The sequence below is a fragment of the Arsenophonus endosymbiont of Crataerina pallida genome (assembly GCF_964020125.1).
In the GTDB taxonomy this organism is placed as follows: Bacteria; Pseudomonadota; Gammaproteobacteria; order Enterobacterales; family Enterobacteriaceae; genus Arsenophonus; species Arsenophonus nilaparvatae.
This window is the reverse complement of the sequence record NZ_OZ026540.1, coordinates 1881991-1902615: the sequence shown is the minus strand read 5'-3', so window position 1 is coordinate 1902615 and position 20625 is coordinate 1881991. Positions and strand designations below refer to the sequence as shown.

Sequence of the window (20625 nt, the reverse complement as noted above, 5' to 3'; positions counted from 1 at the left end):
TACGATTTTTTATATCTAACTTAACAGATTAGACTATTTTTCGTTTGTTTTAGTGTCAACAAAACAAGTATTACAATTTCTATCAATGAGAATTAATTAATCCTTATGCCGGCAAAATATTATTACCAACTACCCAAAAAGCAAGGTGATACACGCCATTTGGGGTGTCTAATTGGCGCGGCAGCCGCTGTTGAATATGCTGATATTGTCGAACACCATCAGGGTCTTGTCGTTTTGATCACTCAAGATACGCATAATGCCTTAAAATTATGTGATGAAATACAACAATTTTCGCAAAATTCAGTGACAATGCTTTCGGATTGGGAAACACTACCTTATGATAGTTTTTCACCACATCAAGAAATTATTTCTGCGCGCTTAGTCAATCTTTATCGACTACCAACCTTAACAAAAGGTTTGTTAATTGTTCCGGTTAATACATTAATGCAAAAAGTTTGCCCTGCTGATTTCCTAATCAGCAATGCACTGGTCATGCATAAAGGCGACAAGCTCTCACGTGAAAATTTGCGTAACAATCTTGATAAAGTCGGTTACCGACATGTTGAACAAGTACTCGAACATGGTGAATATGCTACTCGTGGAGCGTTACTTGATCTCTTTCCAATGGGCAGCGATAATCCATACCGGATTGACTTTTTTGATGATGAAATTGATAGCTTAAGAACTTTTGATGTTGATAGTCAACTGACTATCAGCGAAGTTGAGCAGATAAATCTACTGCCCGCTCACGAATTCCCAACAGATGATAAAGCTATTGAGTTATTCCGTAGCCAATGGCGTGAACATTTCGACGTACGGCGTGATCCTGAGCATATCTATCAACAAATTAGTAAAAAAATAATGCCAGCGGGAATTGAATATTGGCAGCCTCTTTTTTTCAATCAACCACTATCTTCTTTATTTGACTACTTGCCTGCTGATACTTTATTGATCACGCAAGATTTAACAGCGGCGGCTAATAGATTTTGGGCTGACACTTATCAGCGCTATGAGAGCCGAAATGTTGATCCCATGCGTCCGCTACTACCGCCTGATACACTTTGGCTAAATAGCGAGCAACTTAATCACGCCCTTAAAACTTGGCCACGTATCAAAATTTCAGTTGAGCTGGTCGGTCAAAAAGCAGGCAACACTAACCTGCCCTACTTAGCTTTACCTGATTTAAGTATCAGCCAGCAAAATAAAGCCCCACTTGATAAACTGGAGCAGTTCAGCAAAAATTTTGCTGGCCGAATTATTTTTTCTGCAGAAAGTGCCGGACGGCGTGAAACTGTACTAGAGCTATTAGCACGGATAAAAATCAACCCTATTAAGATTAAAATGCTGCGTGAAGCCAATAATCCAGGCTTTTATATCACCATGGGGGCAGCTGAACAGGGTTTTACTAATCAGGATCAACAAATAGCTCTTATTTGTGAAAGCGATATTTTAGGTAAACGGGTTATTCAACGTCATACTGAACAACGTAAACCAATTAATACCGATTTATTGATCCGTAATCTGGCAGAGTTACGCCCCGGACAACCGGTTGTTCACCTTGAACATGGGGTTGGACGTTATCAAGGTTTAACCACTTTAGCCGCAGGCGGTATTCAAGCTGAGTACTTAATGCTGACTTATGCAGGCAATGATAAACTTTATGTTCCGGTTTCATCGCTAAATTTAATTAGCCGTTATAGTGGCGGCGGTGATGAAAGTGCACCACTACATAAATTAGGTGCTGATGTTTGGACTAAAGCAAAACAAAAAGCAGCTGAAAAAATTCGTGATGTGGCGGCAGAACTGTTAGATTTTCATGCTCAGCGTAGCATAAAGCCAGGTTTTGCTTTCAAGCACGATAAAATGCAATATCAGCTTTTTTGCCAAGGTTTTCCCTTCGAAACAACCGTTGATCAAGAACAGGCAATTAATGCCGTTTTAAGCGATATGTGTCAACCCATTGCCATGGATCGCTTAGTTTGTGGTAATGTCGGCTTTGGTAAAACTGAAGTAGCAATGCGAGCAGCATTCCTGGCAATAACCAATAATCAACAAGTTGCCGTGTTGGTACCTACAACGCTATTGGCGCAACAACACTTCGATAATTTTCGCGACCGTTTTGCAAACTGGCCAGTACGGATTGAAATGCTGTCACGCTTTCGTAGTAACAAAGAGCAGCAACAGATTATCAACGCAGCGGCTGAAGGAAAAGTGGATATCTTAATTGGTACCCATAAATTACTGCAAAATGATATCCGTTGGAAAACACTTGGGTTATTAATTGTTGATGAAGAGCATCGCTTCGGTGTTCGCCATAAAGAATTAATTAAATCGATGCGAGCTAATGTTGATATTCTAACATTAACGGCAACACCTATTCCTCGAACCCTTAATATGGCAATGAGTGGCATGCGTGATCTGTCGATTATTGCCACTCCGCCTTCTCGTCGATTATCGGTTAAAACCTTTGTTCGTCAATATGATGATTTAATTGTGCGGGAAGCAATTTTGCGTGAAATATTACGGGGTGGACAAGTTTACTATCTGTTTAATGATGTAAAATATATTGAGAAAGCCAAAGAGCGTTTAGAGTCGCTGGTACCTGAAGCGCGTTTTGTAATTGGCCATGGTCAAATGCGCGAAAGAGAGCTGGAGCGGGTAATGACCGATTTCCATCGACAACGGTTCAATGTATTAATTTGCACCACCATTATTGAAACCGGAATCGATATTCCTACCGCTAATACTATTATTATTGAACGGGCAGATCATTTTGGTTTAGCGCAATTACATCAACTGCGTGGCAGAGTTGGCCGCTCTTATCATCAAGCTTATGCTTATCTTTTAACACCACACCCGAAAGCTATGACGGGTGACGCGCAAAAACGGCTTGAAGCGATCGCAGCACTAGAAGATCTTGGCGCTGGCTTTGCATTGGCTACCCATGATCTAGAAATTCGCGGTGCTGGCGAGTTGCTCGGTGAAGAACAAAGCGGACAGATGACCACCATCGGATTTACACTTTATATGGAACTGCTAGAAAACGCCGTTGAGGCTTTAAAGCAAGGCAAGGAACCTTCTTTAGAAGAACTTACCAGCCAACAGACTGAAATTGAGTTAAGAATGCCGGTACTACTGCCGGATGACTATATTCCCGACGTAAATCTCCGATTATCGTTTTATAAAAGGATTGCCAGCGCCAAAAATGACAATGAGCTGGATGAGTTAAAAATTGAACTTATTGATCGTTTTGGTAGCCTGCCTGATGCAGGCAAGCAGTTACTACAATCTACTGCCATCCGGATGCATGCACAAGCATTAGGCATTAAACGAATAGAAGCTCATGAAAAAGGCGGATTTATTGAATTTAGTGAACAAAATAAAGTAAACGCGACTTTTCTTATCGCGTTACTGCAAAACTCAGCTGATATTTATCGGCTAGATGGGCCTAATAAATTGAAATTTGTTAAACCACTAATCAATTATGCTGAAAGGCTCGCTTTCGTCAGACAATTAATAACTGATTTTCAGTCACACCAAGTATAAATTAACTCATCGCTTCTTATTTTGATTACAGTAAGAAGCGATGGTTAATATCAAATTTGCTATTATTAATGGTGATCGGCATAAATTAATGTAATTTTAATCTAGGTCGAATAATACGATTAATACTACCCACTAACATCATCAATCCGGTTTTAATATAACCATGTAACGCTATTTGATGCATACGATAAAGTGAAATATAGACGATACGAGCGATTTTCCCTTCAACCATCATATCACCGCGCACTAAATTTCCCATTAGGCTGCCAACCGTACTAAAACGAGACAATGAGACTAAAGATCCATGATCTTTATAAACATACTCTTGCAACGCTTTATGATCGAGTAATGCCAGGATATTTTTATAACACAAAGTGGCCATTTGATGTGCAGCTTGGGCGCGAGGAGGCACAAATCCACCCTCTTTTTTAGGGCAAGATGCGCAATCACCAATAGCAAAAATAGCATTATCTAGCGTCGTTTGTAGTGTTGGTTTAACGACTAATTGGTTAATTCGATTAGTTTCTAAGCCACCAATTTGGTGCATAAAATCAGGTGCTTTAATACCCGCAGCCCAAACCATAAGATCGGCGTTAATTTTTTCTCCCGATTTAGTGTTAAGGCCATCTCTATCCGCACTAGTTACCATGGTCTGTGTTAAAACACGAACACCCAATTTGGTTAATTCATGATGTGCAGCTGTTGAGATCCGTACCGGTAATGCCGGTAAAATACGTTCTCCCGCCTCAACCAGGGTTACATTAAGCGCTTCCTTATCCAAGCCTTCAAAACCATAACTGGTTAATTGCTCGATAGCATTATAGAGTTCAGCAGAAAGTTCCACCCCAGTTGCGCCACCACCAACAATGGCGATATTAATCTTATCATCCGGTTTATGTCGCACCGAATAACTGAGAAATAAATTTAACATTTCGTCATGAAAACGATGTGCTTGCTGTGGGTTATCCAGGAAAATACAATGATCTTTTACGCCGGCGGTACCAAAATCATTAGATACACTGCCTAACGCCATCACTAAAATATCAAAATCTAATTGCCGCTCAGGAACTAATAATTGGCCTTCCTTATCATGTATCTCTGCAAGCGTAATGGTTTTATTTTCACGATTAATATTTGTCAAACAACCTAATTGAAAATGAAAATAGTGATTACGGGCATGCGCCAAATAACTCAGAGCATCTACTCCATCATCTAAAGAGCCGGTCGCAACTTCATGCAGTAAAGGTTTCCATAAATGGCTTTGATTGCGATCAACTAATATAATCTCAGCTTTATTCTTGCGTCCTAATTTATGCCCCAACTTGGTTGCGAGTTCTAATCCTCCTGCCCCACCACCGACAATGATAATCTTGGTTTTTGGCGTCATAATAACTACCCTATCCTAAAATAATTTTTTGTTATTTAAATAAATTTAACAATTAGCTTCAAATAGCATAATTTTTCAAAAAAAGTTTATTTTGCCAACAGAATAACATAGTTGATTATTTGCTCATACCTAAATTAATTAAAATCAATTTAGCTGGTTATTTTTACATCATTACTATTAATAATAAGTGAAACAAAATACTGCGATTATTTACAATAACCAATACTCACTATCTAATTTCTATTTATCAATAATAGTGTTTATATGGTTGTCGCAACACTAAAATCTGCCTCAACATTAAAGGTAGATAGATAAGTGATTAAATCGATACTGCTATTTTCGCTTTTATTATCAAACGCAGCCATGAAATCAATTAAACCATTAATTTGTTCATTATTAAGCGGTTCATTACGTCCAATTCCAGTTTTAACAGTAATATTTTGTTGCTCATAATCTTCAATCAATATGCCAGATAAACTATCCGAAGAGAGATATGAGCGATTGCCGTTGTGATCAATAATCTGATAATCAGTGATCTTTTTATCCTGCAAAATAATGGTATCTTTGCCACCACTGTTAATAATTTTAATATAGCCATTAAGCTGATTAATGAAAATAATATTGTTACCTTTTCCTGCCGTTAAGGTGACATTTCCACCGGTCGTGATAAGAATATCATCACCATCACCACCATAGAGTGCATCATTGCCTTCACCATCAAACAGAATATTATTACCCGCTGTAACCGTAATAATATCATTACCTTTTCCTCCCTTAATAATATGTCCCCTTCGACTAATATCGGTGACAATATCATTACCATCACCGGCATCAAGTAATTTTTCATTCAGACGATAATCTAATGGCAACACAATAATATCATCTTGTTCTGTTGCCATTTGAATAGGAGCCAGTGGCTTAATAAAGTTGCCCTGTTCAGACAAAATTATATTAAATTTTTGCTGATTTTTATCCTGAATTAGAATATTTATTGATGCTAACTGCTGCCAATTTACAAATTTTATTCTGGCTATATCATTTTTTTTATCTTTATGTACCAGCTCATTATTTTCAAAGAAAAAGTCATACCCACTATATTCAGCTAAATAAATAATTAATCTATCATTTTCAGTATAAAGCTCACTTACTGCGCCATAATCAAAAGTAATATAAATAGCCACTAAATTAGGAATTGACATATCATTAATATAAAAATGATCTATACCTTTTGTTAGATAAAAATAGCTATTACTTTTTATATTATAAAAGTGGTTATCAAATTGATCGCCAGAAAACTTTGTTTCCACTGCCTCTAATGCGGTTTTCATTGGTCTAATATTATTTGGTAAGTAATATATTTTTTTATATGTCTCAAGGGTATTTTCTCGCAGATCAATACCAACATAATAAGATCTGGCCGCGCTGACATGACGTTCAAACTTTCTAACATACATAATCTCAAATAAAACATCTTGATAAGAGGTGGAGTCCAACAATTGAGATAAATAAGGGGTTAATAAAAAACCATCCTGAGTAAGTATATTATATTGATGAGTTAAAAAACGTTTGCCATCACTATGATAATTATAGGCATTTTTTAGTTTTATTTGAATAACACTTTTTGCTGTTTTATTCAGCTCAGATGAAGCATCTATTTCAATTTTCAGAATAATATCACTATTAATTAATTCAAGTGATTTTATTTCATCTAACTGATACTCCAGTCCGATAATAGATTCATCACTGTTGCTCATTTCATCTATTACTACATATGAATTATAATTAAACAGTCGATTAAATTTAAATCGCTGCTTTTGTGAGCTGGGATTGATAAAAATTTGCTGTTCTGGATGCCACTGATTAAAAAAGCGATAGTCAGGTAAGATTTTTATATGATCGGTCCAGTTATAACGTTGAATAACATATCGATCAACGCCATTACCGCCGTTAGCATAGCCCTTTGTTAATAAAAGGGTATCATTACCGTCCTTACCATATAAAATTACATGCCCATTGCCACCTGCTAAAATATTATCTTTGGCATTACCAATGATAATATTATGTGCTTTATTCGGCCCACTGGCATTTTCTAAATCATTAATAGATGCAACAAGTTGTGAAGTATTGTTACTACTACTAACAAAACTTGTCATTCTATGATGAGAATAGTCAAAAGTGCGAAAAGGTCGCGTTAAATATTTTACGGTACTATTTTCTAAATCAATATAACAACCGCGAAAACTGGTATTGTTATGTTTATTATAAATAGAAAAATCTGGCCCTATAAGACCAATATTTTGTTGAATAGGTAATGTATTAATAATAATAATATCATTACCATCTTTACCGTAAAGATATTTTATTTTACTAATTTCAAATTGCTTATTATTAAAGATAAAAATATCATCGCTATTACCCCCAATAAATATTTTTTACCATCATATATTTCAAATCGGTTGGCTACATCCTTCAATCCAATAATAATATCATCGCCATTACCTGTATTAAAACTTATGCCAGAAATATAAGCCTTGTTATAGGTATTTCCAAAAAAACTTTCAACATAATCATAGGAGTGTGTTAATCTAGGCCACAATGATGTTGTATAAATGACCATTGATTTTTGACTATCCGATGCAAACAATTTATGCCTATTAGAATAATTATCTGTAAAGTCTAAAAATATATTATCTGAATTTTCCTCTAATAAAATCGTATCATTAGTTGCTATTTGTGAATGTGGAATATATTCTTTAATTTTGACAGGTTCAATATCATAACGGTCTGGAAATTGCTGTAAAATTAATCTGACTTCCTGTTCGGAAAAACGTCTTTTATTCTGCTCTATCTCATGATTAATAGATTCATTTATCCATAAGGTGATGGCTGAATTTGAAAATATATTGAGATATTTTGCTATCATATGATGTTCAATGTCTTGATAGACCAGATATTTATTTGTCTGTTTATCTATTAAATGAAAATAAGGTAACTCTTCTGCTTGCTGCATTTCTTCAATATAAAAATGTAAAGTATAACCAAATGGTTGTAATTCAAATTGAAATTGATTGCGCTGTTTTTCAAATAATGCTTGTTTAAAACTATCTGCTACCTGATATTGCTGTAATATTAATAAATATAATTTCAGCTATATTATCATTTTTACTATACAATAACTTATTCTCATAAAAGAAAAAATCATGACCACTATAATTTTTTATCGCAATAATAATAACATCTTCATGTGTATAGCCTGCTATGATCTCTTTAAAATCAAAAACAATACTTTTATTATTACTAAAGTCTTTAATCTCAAGATCATCAATAATATAAGTATCTATGCTATGAGAAAAATTAATATATGAATTATTTTTAATTGATAAAAATTTATTATTAGCATTATTACCATAAAATAAGGAATTTTCTGCATTATGAGTAGCCAATAATGGTTTTATCATAGGGGGTAATAGATAATTTTTTATACTATTATGGTTTAAATCAATCTCAATCTGATTATTAATTATAGCACTCTTATTTTTATCTAATTCACTAATGTATATAGCTTCAAATATATTGTTTGGTGGTATTGATATTTTTATTTTGTCAGTTAAATCCATCGATAATAAAAAACCATCTGCTGTTTGTAAAATATATTCATGGTTAACCATTAAATTATTATTATCAAAATTTCTATACGCGTTCTTTAAAACCAAATTAATATTATTTATATTTAGACTACGTTGAACACTAATATTCCTTTGATTATCAAAGGCAGAAATATTAATGCTAATATCATTACCAGTTATTGCTAATTCTTTAATTTCATCTAAATAATAATCAAGATTTACGATACTTTTCGTTTGAAATTCATATTCATCAATAATAATCTTCGCATCAATATTATCTGTTGCTCTATTTATGGCAATGTTTATCCATGTTTGATTTTCAGCATCCCAGATATAATCTACACTTCGCCAAGTTAAACTTGCAACATACTCATTCCAACTATAACGCTCTATAATATAAGTATCTTGTTCTTCGCCACCATTAGCATAACCATTATTCAGTATAATAGTATCTTTTCCACCCTTACCATAAATAATATCTAAACCTCCATTACCATTTAAAATATTGTCTTTTTCATTGGCTAAAATAACATCTTGATTATTTTTTATTCCAATAATATTTTCAAAACTGACTAAATCAGCATGAATATCGGTTTTATTATTACTATTAATCAACAATTCAATATTTTCAAAACCAGCATAGATAGATTGGTGAAGAAATCTTAATGAACCTTGCTCTAAATTAATAAAAGTTCCTGTTAATGAAAGAGTTACATTATCAGATAGAATTCCATCACTACTTAACGATACATTACTATAATATCGAGGCAATTGAGCAATAATTAAAGTATCATTTCCTTTATCACCATTAAAATATTTATATTCTGTAGTACCCAACATTTCTCCTGATAAAATAAAAACATCATCCTGTTCGCCACCAATAAATATTTTATGGCCATTATAGGAAAGGAAACGGTTTTTTACTGCTACTAAGCCAACTGCAACATCATCACCATGGCCTAAATTAAAATTAATACCAGTAATTTGTCGTTTTAAACTACCTTTCATCAAATAATCATGTAAACCTTCATAAATAAATTCTGGCTGATTTTTTTCTGCTAATGAATAAATAGCGTATGCATCAGAAAATCGATAGTTATCCAGGTAAGGTTGATTTGTTAATACTTTAATTATATTATCCTTCTCTCGGCTAAACATAATAACTTCATTTTCACCTTGAGTGTTAATCGGAATATAGGTTTTAATTTTTGCCGGTTCTACCAGATAACGTTCAGGGTATTGTGCAATAATTTTTCTGACCTCACCAGCAGTAAATTCTCGTTTAGCCACTTCAATTGCTTCGCTAATTTGTTGTTGTTTCCATAAATCGAGAGATAAAGTAAGAATATTTAAATCATTTTTTAAATATTCATAATCATATTGAATAGTTAGATTTTTATTCTATAAGCTTTAACCGCATTTTCTGTCTGTTGTTTTAATAACTTATTGCGCACTGAATAACCAGCTGTTAGCCCTAATGCAGCATTGAAACCTGTTTGAAATTCTTCCATGGCTGTTAATTGCACATTTTTTTAATTCTTTCAACAGTACTATAGGCGTTATAAAACATACCTACTACCATTAAACCGGTACCGATCGCAATACTTACTGGACCCGCATACGAACTACCAGCTAACATAGTTAATGCACTGGTAATACTTACGCCAGCCCCTAGCAAAGATAACGTACCATTAACAATTAAATCCTGGCGTATTACCGGATCAGTCTCATAGTTTAGTTGATTAAAGTTTTCATAGGCATAATAAAGATCAAATCCACTAGCGGCGATATTAATGCCAATAGATAATCTGGCAGCAAACAAATTAGCACTATATCTGGCTCCTGTTATGTGATACGCAGCTTTTACTAGTAAAGGTTGTAAAATTTCATTGCCCCAATTTACGATGCCAGCACTCCAGGCTATAACCAGACTTTTTTCAATCTGCTGTCGTTCATTTACTGAAATATCAGGATTATTTAAATAGTTTAAGCTTGATTGGGTTGATGAAACCAATTGTATAAGACTTGTTAACTGAGTAATATTAGAAATCTTATTCAGAATATGTGCGTAACGTGGTAATTGTGCCATATTCAGTTGTAAATTTTTCCATAATTTTCTGTTTATTAAATGTGGTTCAACATAGTTATTAATGTCTGTTAAACGCTCCATCGCTACAGAATAATCATTTAAATTGCCATTTTCCAATAAAAAACTTTTATGATCAGGTAAAAGTTTTATTTTTTCTTTAATTAATTTAATAATATTAATATTTTCTCTAGTACCCGAAAATAAAGTTAAATAATCATTAAGTTTTTCAGCATCAAATCTTATTTTTGTTTGCCAATTAGCAATGTTTCTAATAGCAAATGATGAAATAGGAATATCCTCTATATGAGCACCAGCTTGCTGTAAGGTTAATAATGAAATATTATATTCTCCTATCTTAACATTTACATTAGCTTCGAATATATTTTCATTAATTGGTATTTTATCAATTAAATCTTTCCCCCTGGTTTTAATTATCAAATTATCAGAAATTTTTTGTAGCTTAAATTGATAATTTTCACTCGGATCCTTTTCTAATCCCATCAATTGATAGCGCTTATAACTATTATTATCAATAACAACATCACTATTAAGATAATTTCTAATATATGAAATAATTTTTATATCTAAATTTTCTTTTGCTATCTGATTTATTTTTATTTCACCCATGCCTGGATCAAAGATTTTACATTGATAATAACCATATCCTTTATCTTCAATAAGAATAGTGAAAACAATATGATTAATACTTAATTGATATTTGACAATAGGATCATTAGCTAAGCTTTCAGATAAAATTAAATTTTGCTGATCATAGAGTAACGATTCACTATCAGCAAAATAGACAATCCAATCAACAACTTCATTAAAGTTATTTAAAAACTTTTGCTCATTAGTCAATAATTTTCTCCTGGTGGAAACTTCGATTAAATCACGGTGATATTGCCATATTCTATTTATATCACTAGTATTATTAGAAGTTAACGCATAAAAGAGGCCTATATACTTAGCTAAATTTACATTTTTTTCAAAATAAAAAGCATGTGACAATGGTTTTATGGTTAAGTTAGGATCTTGATTACCTTTTTTAGTTAATGAGATGATATTATTAAGATAATATTGATGCCATTGCTGACTTCTAAATAATGACTCTTGTAACGGCAATTCGCTAAGTCCACTTCTTTCATCAATCCCAGCAAGCTCTGTCAAAGACATATGTAACTTATTTAACTGTGGTGGTTCATTAATTAAGATCATTAAACTAGCCACATCAAGTGCTCCATCGGAGCGTGAATATAATTCTGTGAGTAAATTTTTTGAATAATCACTAAGATAATAAATAATTTCTGGTCGATAACTGATATTTTCTAATAATAGATCAATATTTCTTATTTTTATATTTAATGCTTCATTATTATCAATTGAAAATATTCTTTGCCATTGTTCAAGCGCATTTGGTAATTGATTTATATTACGTAAAAAATAATTATTCACTTTACGACTAATAATTGGATCATAGATAATGGTTTTTATTCTATTAGTAATTAAATTACCATCTTGATCAAGTAGGTATTGATTTAAATAATAAGGATAACTTGCAAAGTCTAAATCAGGATCAATATTACCTTTAGCTATATCCATAAATAAAGCATGAGAAATATTAAAATCATTATAGAATAGTTGTTCAGTGGCTTGATCATATCTAAATTTACTAAATTTATTATTTTTAATCAAATCAAAATATTCAGCCACTCCATCTAATGATGGTAATGGAAAAGGATCAATGTTTGCCTGGTAAGTAGTTATATTGGTTGTTATATTTTTCTGCGCTAATTTTATTGCCAGCTGACAGGCAATTGCTGAAGTATCATATGGGTTTGACAATCGGCCTAATGCTTTTTTATTAAAAAAACTAATTTCACCAGGGATAGCTAATAAATGCTGTTTATGAATGTCATTCATTACATCGACTAAATCTTCTGTCGTCATTCCTTCAAATAAAAAAACAGTATCTTGCAGTTGAACATCTCCCAACAATATCCATTTATCAATTGAGGTAGTTTGTAAATTATCTAATTTACCATATTCTAAAATAATCGTATTTGAATTTTTATCTACTTGAAAAATGAATGTATTTTCTGGGTTTTCACTAGCTAATAACTCAGCTTGTTGACGATGTTTTTTCTCATCAGTAAAACGAAAAATAATTTTGTTTATATTATTTTTATCTACTAGATATGAGTTATTTTGTATTGCTTCATTATTGACTGTTTTCCATAACGGGGTGTCAAAAATTTTTTCTTCATATAATTTCTCTAGCAAACCATTTACATTAAAATTACCATAAATAGCTCTTGTTTCATAAATATAATCAACAAATAGATTATATGCTCGATTATCTAAAGCAACCAATTTTAATAAATTAATATCTAATTTACCATTTGGAAGATAAAAATATTGCTTTACATAATCACTATTTTTAATAAAATCACTATCCAATGAAATATTACCAAAATTAATTTCTCTTAAAATATAATTGATTAATATTTCATGATTAATTTGTATTCCTACCGGAGAAATTTCTTTATTAAAAATAGTTTTGTAATATCTGGCATCTTTACGGCTACTTTCATATTCATTTAAATAAACTATTTTTCTGCCATTATGACAAATATGCAAATCTTGTGTATAAGCAGTTATTATTGAATTAAACCCTTCATGCCAAAGTTGCTGGCTAATATCTAAAGCAAAATTATCTTCTATTCTTGCTTCTCCTAATTTGCCACCCAACAAAGCTATTTTCTCAGGATCGCTATTCTTAAATTCAGTCTGTTTTAAATATTTTAATTTAGTGACAATATGTTGCGCAGTTTTCCTGGCAAAGGTTCTTTTTTTAGTTGCGCTATCAATTCTACCATGGGCAATAAGAAACCATCTTGCTCGCTCGCCTGACACTTTGTTAATATCACCATAAGCCACTCTATAACGATCGAGCTCAAGATCATACTGAATTACTGTGGTCATATCTGGATGCTTACTAATTAATTTGGCAACTGATTTACTAACAATTTCGTCACCTTCAAATTGAATAATTAAATTATGGCGATAATTGGTGTCTGCTAACCTTTCTATTTCAATATCAGAATGAGATGGAATTTTTTCTGGGTTAACTTTAGGATCCCACCATGCATCAAGAATAACTGCTATATCGTCATTTAAAGATTCATTTTTATGTATTTGCAGTGTATCGTTTAAAAAATTTTCTAATAAAAATTCAGCGATGGCTTCTGAGTCTCCAGCATAATTAATTCTCGAAACAATACATTTATCATTGTCTATATTTAGATAGAGGTTGTTATTATCCAATGCTAAGAAGTTTTTATATAGTTCCGTTATAGTTTCTAAAATTATATCGGAATCAATAGAATTAATAGTTAAATTAATTATTTTTGAACTTTCATTTTCATCAATTAAGGCTATTGTTGTCATTCCAACTGGTGCATTAAATTCCTTAAATAGTAATTTAATATTATTAGTAAGATAAAAAATACTTTGTTCTTCACAAAGTATTTTAGTAGTTGTTATGTTTACTAAATCACGTTCAATAGTTGGAAAAATATTCGTTTTGTTAATTACATCATTATTTTCTAATTTTATAATTGAAGTAATATAAGTATTATCATCATAAGTCAGAAAACTATAAATATCCTGCCGTTCTTTAATGACATAAGTTAAAAACTGTTTAAATTCTTCTCGACTGTCAAAATAAATAATTCCATAATTGGGATCAAAAAAGGCATATTTTAATAATCCAGTATCATTATTTTTTTCTATCACAATTGCCATCATATGATTTTCAGATGATAATTCAAAATAATTATTACTATTAATATCATCTTTATCAATAAAATTTTTTATAAATTCTTCAAATTTTATATCATTAGCTATGGCTTTTTCATATTTTTTATTTATTTTTATCCCCCTATCATTGTAATAGTCAACATAGGCAGTAAGATATTTTTTCTTTAAATCCAGATAAGTTCTTTGTACTATTAATTTGAAATTCATAAGATCGTTATCATGTATATTAATTCTACGCTGAATTTCTATCATTAATTCTTTAAACCAAAATCTTTCAACAAATTCATTATTTTGATTAGCTTCAAATTTAATTATCTGAGTAAAATAATCTTGAATATTCTCATTTTGTTGTATTTGTGGCCACATTGAGTAACTAGGTTGATAATTTACCATCTCATATAAATCAAATGATAGTCTTTGTCTGCCAATTAAATCAATAAATAAAAGATTCATTTTCTGTTTAGCATGCAATTGCCTTGCTTTATGCCTGGCCTTAATATAAGGTGGATCATTAATTTCTGCTTCTGAATCAATTATTTTAACTAAACTCTGGATACCTTTAATATATTTTTCTCCCTGCTCTAATCCACCTTCCCGTACCTGTGTTAAATAAGCGGCAGTTAATGCCAAACATATGCCTGTTATTTCTTTTGCTACACTAGGATCGTTATACGAAATAAATTTATTAGCAATATGCTCGAAACGTTCTTTAGACGCATCAAATATATATTTCTGTTGAGAAAAACCTGGGTTGAAATGATATTTTTTAGGTTTTGGCATCATAAGCTTCCTTATAAATAAATTTTTATAAATAAAAATTATATTAAAATAATAATTTTATGAATGATAAAAAATTTAGGATGTTATTAATTTAATAGTGAATTATATTTATTGTTATATTGATTAAATATTATTGAATCATTAAAATTAACTTAATTTATTATAATGATATATTTGATTAATGAGACTCTTTTCATTTACGGTAAAATTAGAGAGTAACGAATTAATATCTCCCTGTTGAAAAGCTGATGCCGCATTAATTAATAATTCAATATCTTTATTAGCCAATAATAAACCATTATTCAATGAGCTACTAATTTCTACACAATCTTTATATTTCTCATAATTATAAATAATAATTTTATTATTATTATCTTTTGATGATAAAATTAAATTATTATCTGAATAATTAAAAATAGCATTACTCGTCAAACCCTGAGTAAAAATTTTATTATTTCCTGACTGCAAAAAAATTTCTACATTACCAGTACTATAATTTACCACAATAACATTATTACCTTTACCGGCATCAATAACATTATTACCCTGTGTTGATATAATAATGTCATTACCTTCCTGTGTTGATATAATAATGTCATTACCTTCCCCCGTTGAAATAGCATCATTACCATCACCATCAATAATGATATTATTACCGCTACTGGCAGTAATAATATCATTACCTTTACCTTCTAAAATAATTTTTCCAGTTTCACTCATATCCGTTAATATATCATTACCAGCTGATAAATTAACTTTTATAATCTGCGAATAACCTTTTGGATAAAAAATAATATCATCAAATTCTGATGGTTGTGCTACAGTTATACAAGGCGTAATTTGGTAACAATTCTCTTGATATTCTATCGAAAAATATTCATTATTTTTATCCAGTAAATAAATTTTGCCATAAAAATTACCAACATTATTGATAAATTTAATTTCAGCTAGTTTTATTGAACCTTGATAAAATAAACCATTTTGATTAAAATTAAAATCATAACCACTATAATCTTTTAGCACAATAATAAATATATCTTCATTAGTATATGAGGCGGTAATTTCTTTAAAATCAAATGTAATGCTATCTTTAATATTATCTGTTATAATTAAATCATCAAGTAAATAAATATCGATACCATGAGAAAAATAAATATAGCTGTTTTTCTTAATTGAAGTAAAATAATTATTATATTTATCACCATGAAAAACTGTATGTGGATTATTATTAACGCTAATCATAGGTTTTATCATATCAGGTAATAAATAATTTTTTCGGGTGGTTTTTATACTATTTTTACTCAAATCAATTTCAACTTTGTTAATTGGTACACCTTTATTAATTTTATCTAATTTTTCAAAATACATTGCTTCAAATATTTTTTCTGGTATGGTTTGTTTTTTTAATTTTTGTGGTAAGCACATTGTTAATAAAAAACCATCCATTGTTTGCAGTAGGTATTGATGATTAAGCCCATACTCATCATTAGCTAAACTGATATAAACATTCTTTAACCTTAAATTGACTTTATCTGATTTAATTTCACTATCGATTAGCTTGTTGTCTAATAATATTTGTAGATAAATATCACCATCAATTAATTTAACCTCTTTAATTTCATCAAGTTGATAATTTAGATTGACAATACTTCTACTCTCTTTTTCTACTCATCAATAACAATATTGATAGCAAAATCATAGTCTGGTTTAAGTTCAGTTTTTATTGTATTAAATGTTTTCCATTGTTAATTATCCGCATCCCAAGAATAGTTCTGCTCGAGCCATGGGAGTGCATCTTGATTAAAATACCTATTATAACGTCCGATAACATAAGTATCTTGTCCTTCACCACCATTGGCATAACCATTATTTAATATCAAGGTATCTTTACCGGCCATACCATAAATAATATCTTCCCCACCATTACCATTTAGTATGTTATCTTTTTCATCACCTAAAATTAAATCTTGGCTATTTTTACTAGCTATTACATTTTCTATACTAATAAAATCAACACAGACGTCTGTTGCATATTTTTTTCTTATTAGTGAGGATACACTAGCAAAATCATCAATATAATTGTTGGTTAAATACCTAAATTCGCCTTGTTGTAAATTAATAAATGTTCCTACAGTTATTATTAGCTCATCAGTTTGCTGTCGGTCATTATCAGTTATAACTATTTGATAATAGGGTAATTGCTCAACATATAAGGTATCATTTCCACTATTGCAGTCAAAAAACTTATTTTCATCCATTTTAAGCTTGCCAAATAATAAGATAAATACATCATCTAATTCGCCACCAATGAATATTTTTTTTCCATTAGCACAAATAAATTGATTCTTAACGGTCTGAGATCCAACGATAGTATCGTCACCATTAGCTAAATTAAAACTGATGCCGGTTATGTAATTTTTTATACTGTCCTTTGATAAATAACTGCTCAAACTTTCATTTAAATATTCGCTTTGATTATTTAATTGTAAGGAATAAATCGTGTTAACTTGCTCTATATTTGATAAGTTGTGTCGTATATGCGGCTGATTAATCATTTGCTTAACAACATTATTGAATTTGCTACTCAACAATATCATTTCGTTTATTGGTTCTGAGGAAGCTGGAATATAAGTTTCTATTTTAGCAAATTCTATCTGATAACGATTAGGGTATTGCACTATAATTTTCTCAACTTCTCGTTTCGTAAATTTCCGTTTTATTAACTGTTGTGCTTCATCAATTTGTTGTTGCTTCCATAAATTAATAGGCAGTGTCACAATATTTAAATCATGTTTTAAAAACTCCAGATCATATTCAAATTTTTTATATTTTTGCTCTACTAAATAACAATTATTTTTGTTATCAAACAGATGATACAATGGTAACGCGACAATATTTTCTTGTTCCTCGCTAATAATGCTTAAATTATAACCAGCTGGTTGTAATACTTGTTTAAAAAAATTCTCTTCACTTTGTCGGCGATAAAGCTTTAATTGACTTTCAGTTTGCTGTTGCAATAATTTATTTTGTATTAATAGGTCGGATGCAGTCCAAAGATTGCACCGATGCCTAGCTGTAACTTTTCAGGTGCGGTTAGTTCGACTTTTTCCTCTACTCGTTCAACAACCCGATAAGCATTATAAAACATACTACCTAACATTAGTCCATTTCCGATCACCAACCCTAATGGTCCTGCAGTTGATGAACCAGCTAAAATAGCCAAAGCGGTAGAAACCGTCACACCGGCATTAATCAATGATAATGTGCCATTAACAATTAAATCTTGTCTAATTGCTGGATTATGTTCATTATTTAACTGACTAAAATTCTCATAGGCATAATAGAGATCAAAACCGGCTGTCGCTAGGGTGATCCCTGCATTTACCCGGTTAGCAAATACACCTAACTCGCTTGGCTTGGCTTGCCTTCCACTCGATAAGCGGCTTTTAATAGTAGCGGCTGTAAAACCTGAGAACTGAAATTGGTTAGTCCTGCCGCCCAAGTAACAATTAGATTGTCTTCCAATATTTTTCGTTCGTTATCAGCTAAATTAGGGTTATTTAATTGCATAACTATGGATTGAGTTGCAGAGACTAATTGTGTTACAGCTACTAACTGCAAGGAATGAGAAAGCTTATTAATTAAGGGGGCATAACGTGGTAACTGAGAGATACCCTGCTGTAATTTTTGCGGCAAATTTCTCGTAAAGTATGGTTGGTTGTTATATCGATCAATATAAGCGAAACGCTGTATAAGAACAGCCAAATCGTTTAAGTTATCGCTATTCCATAAGTAGGCATCCAGTGGCTCTTGCTATAACGTTCATCACGCTCTTCAGCACCTGTTTCAATATTATAATTTCGAAGTTCTACTAGCTGGTGACGCGCCGCAATCAAAAACTGTAATTTATCATCAAAAGCACTCAATGTATCACTTAATAGCCAACCCTGAGTATAGCTGCGCACTGTTGTTAATGGATCGGAATAGTTGCCACCAAAAATAGCATTATCCGGCATAGCAACATCACGTGTGTGATAAATGTTGGTAAACGGATCATTACTGGACATTCGCCATGCCATTTTATTACGTTTATTCTGTGCAGAATATCCCATATTCAAGCGATGGGAGACAAAGCCTGTCGTAAACTGCCCACGTACTCCCGCCATAGCACTAAATGTATCGGTAAAGAATTTTGTATCCAATCGGCTTACTGTGGCATCACCCTTGCTATTTATGATCTTCGGTGAGCTATATGTGCCTATTTCCTGACCATGTTGACCACCTGCGCCAGCATACAGTACCCAGTTGTTTGTCAGATCATATTCAGCTCGTGCCAGACCAAACTGATTCTCAATATTACTATAGCCCCACTTTTAACTATAATTATGTGTGTTATTCGGTACTAGTGGAATAAAGTCGACACCACTAATATCCCCCCACATTGTACCACCGTGAAGAGTTTTCTTTTGATAACCTAAATCCAATGAACTTCTAACTCGATCGCCATGATAATCCAAAGCAAGCTAGGCCAACGTGGTTCGACGCTTATCATTTTTTACCGCAGTTTCTCCCTCGCGGTGAACTAAATTGATACGCGCCCCAAACTGATTATTTTCACCAAAACGGCGTCCAACGTCTAATGCTCCCCCCACTTGCGACATTGAAGTATAGTCGAGGCCTAAATGAGTAATGGGTATATCTTCTGCTCGTTTGGGTTCAAGATTAATAACGCCGCCAACACCTGAAGAAGCTGCACCATTGACTAATGCGTTAGCACCCTTAAAGATTTCCACCCGCTCGATCATTGCGGTATCCACCATCTGACGAGGTAGAATGCCAGGCAATCCACCTAGCGTCATATCATCGCCATCTAACTTAAAACCTCGGATACGATAAGTTTCTGCAAAATTACCATATCCTTGTACATTCTGAACACCCGCATCGTTATTAACAACCTCAGCAACGGTTTTTGCCTGCTGATCCTTTACCATTTTCGCTGTATAACCAATTACATTAAATGGAACATCCATGGCATTTTGCGCGCCCAACATACCAAGACGGCCACCATATGCAATATGGCCATCTAAATAGGCTGGAACAAGGGAATCACCACCAGGCAGAAAGTCATTTTGCGACTTTGCGTGCACGACGATTGTATCCTGTTGATTATTTTTATTACCGATTTCAGCAGTTGCTGTTTGCGCTGCAGTACTCATTGTCAGCATCAATAACGAGCCACAAAATGGTACCTTCATATATTTGATATTATTCAAACAAAAGACTGGTGTTATAAACAATGACCGATGGGAAAGTTGATTTGCTATAAATCAGTAGAAACTGAACTCAGGGAAAAAGCAGCCAATATCCATTTCATACCA

The 20625-nt window shown here is 32.2% G+C and carries 10 protein-coding genes and 1 pseudogene; 1 reads left to right on the top strand and 10 read right to left on the bottom strand.

What is annotated here, in order from left to right:
- Positions 1–105: 105 nt before the first annotated feature.
- Entirely contained in the window at positions 106–3546 is a 3441-nt protein-coding gene (mfd, locus tag AACL31_RS10035; protein ID WP_310512194.1) for a transcription-repair coupling factor, read from the top strand.
- Between the two features lie 85 nt (positions 3547–3631).
- Here the strand turns inward: mfd and AACL31_RS10030 are convergent, their stop codons facing one another.
- From AACL31_RS10030 to AACL31_RS09985, 10 genes and pseudogenes are all read right to left on the bottom strand, one after another.
- On the bottom strand, positions 3632–4936 hold the full coding sequence (locus AACL31_RS10030; RefSeq protein WP_310512209.1) for an NAD(P)/FAD-dependent oxidoreductase: 1305 nt from the start codon (positions 4934–4936) through the stop codon (positions 3632–3634).
- A 257-nt stretch (positions 4937–5193) separates the two neighbouring features.
- The gene (locus tag AACL31_RS10025) at positions 5194–7086 is read right to left on the bottom strand and encodes a calcium-binding protein (protein ID WP_310512193.1); all 1893 of its coding nucleotides are present in this window, start codon (positions 7084–7086) and stop codon (positions 5194–5196) included.
- A gap of 206 nt (positions 7087–7292) precedes the next feature.
- Positions 7293–7943, bottom strand: coding sequence for a hypothetical protein (locus AACL31_RS10020; protein WP_310512192.1), 651 nt, complete (start codon positions 7941–7943; stop codon positions 7293–7295).
- Positions 7944–8034: 91 nt separating this feature from the next.
- Positions 8035–9849, bottom strand: coding sequence for a calcium-binding protein (locus AACL31_RS10015; RefSeq protein ID WP_339053968.1), 1815 nt, complete (start codon positions 9847–9849; stop codon positions 8035–8037).
- 98 nt (positions 9850–9947) lie between these two features.
- A complete protein-coding gene (locus tag AACL31_RS10010) occupies positions 9948–10070 on the bottom strand; it encodes a hypothetical protein (RefSeq protein WP_310512190.1) in 123 nt (40 codons plus the stop codon).
- A 5-nt stretch (positions 10071–10075) separates the two neighbouring features.
- On the bottom strand, positions 10076–15247 hold the full coding sequence (locus AACL31_RS10005; RefSeq protein WP_339053967.1) for a C80 family cysteine peptidase: 5172 nt from the start codon (positions 15245–15247) through the stop codon (positions 10076–10078).
- A gap of 147 nt (positions 15248–15394) precedes the next feature.
- On the bottom strand, positions 15395–16672 hold the full coding sequence (locus tag AACL31_RS10000; RefSeq protein WP_339053966.1) for a calcium-binding protein: 1278 nt from the start codon (positions 16670–16672) through the stop codon (positions 15395–15397).
- A gap of 320 nt (positions 16673–16992) precedes the next feature.
- Positions 16993–18264 carry a calcium-binding protein gene (locus AACL31_RS09995; RefSeq protein ID WP_310512187.1) on the bottom strand — a complete coding sequence of 424 codons (1272 nt, stop codon included), beginning with the start codon at positions 18262–18264 and terminating at the stop codon, positions 16993–16995.
- A 14-nt stretch (positions 18265–18278) separates the two neighbouring features.
- Positions 18279–18749 carry a hypothetical protein gene (locus AACL31_RS09990; protein ID WP_339053965.1) on the bottom strand — a complete coding sequence of 157 codons (471 nt, stop codon included), beginning with the start codon at positions 18747–18749 and terminating at the stop codon, positions 18279–18281.
- Between the two features lie 280 nt (positions 18750–19029).
- Positions 19030–20502, bottom strand: a pseudogene (locus AACL31_RS09985) (TonB-dependent receptor); the annotation flags it as partial.
- Positions 20503–20625 lie beyond the last annotated feature (123 nt).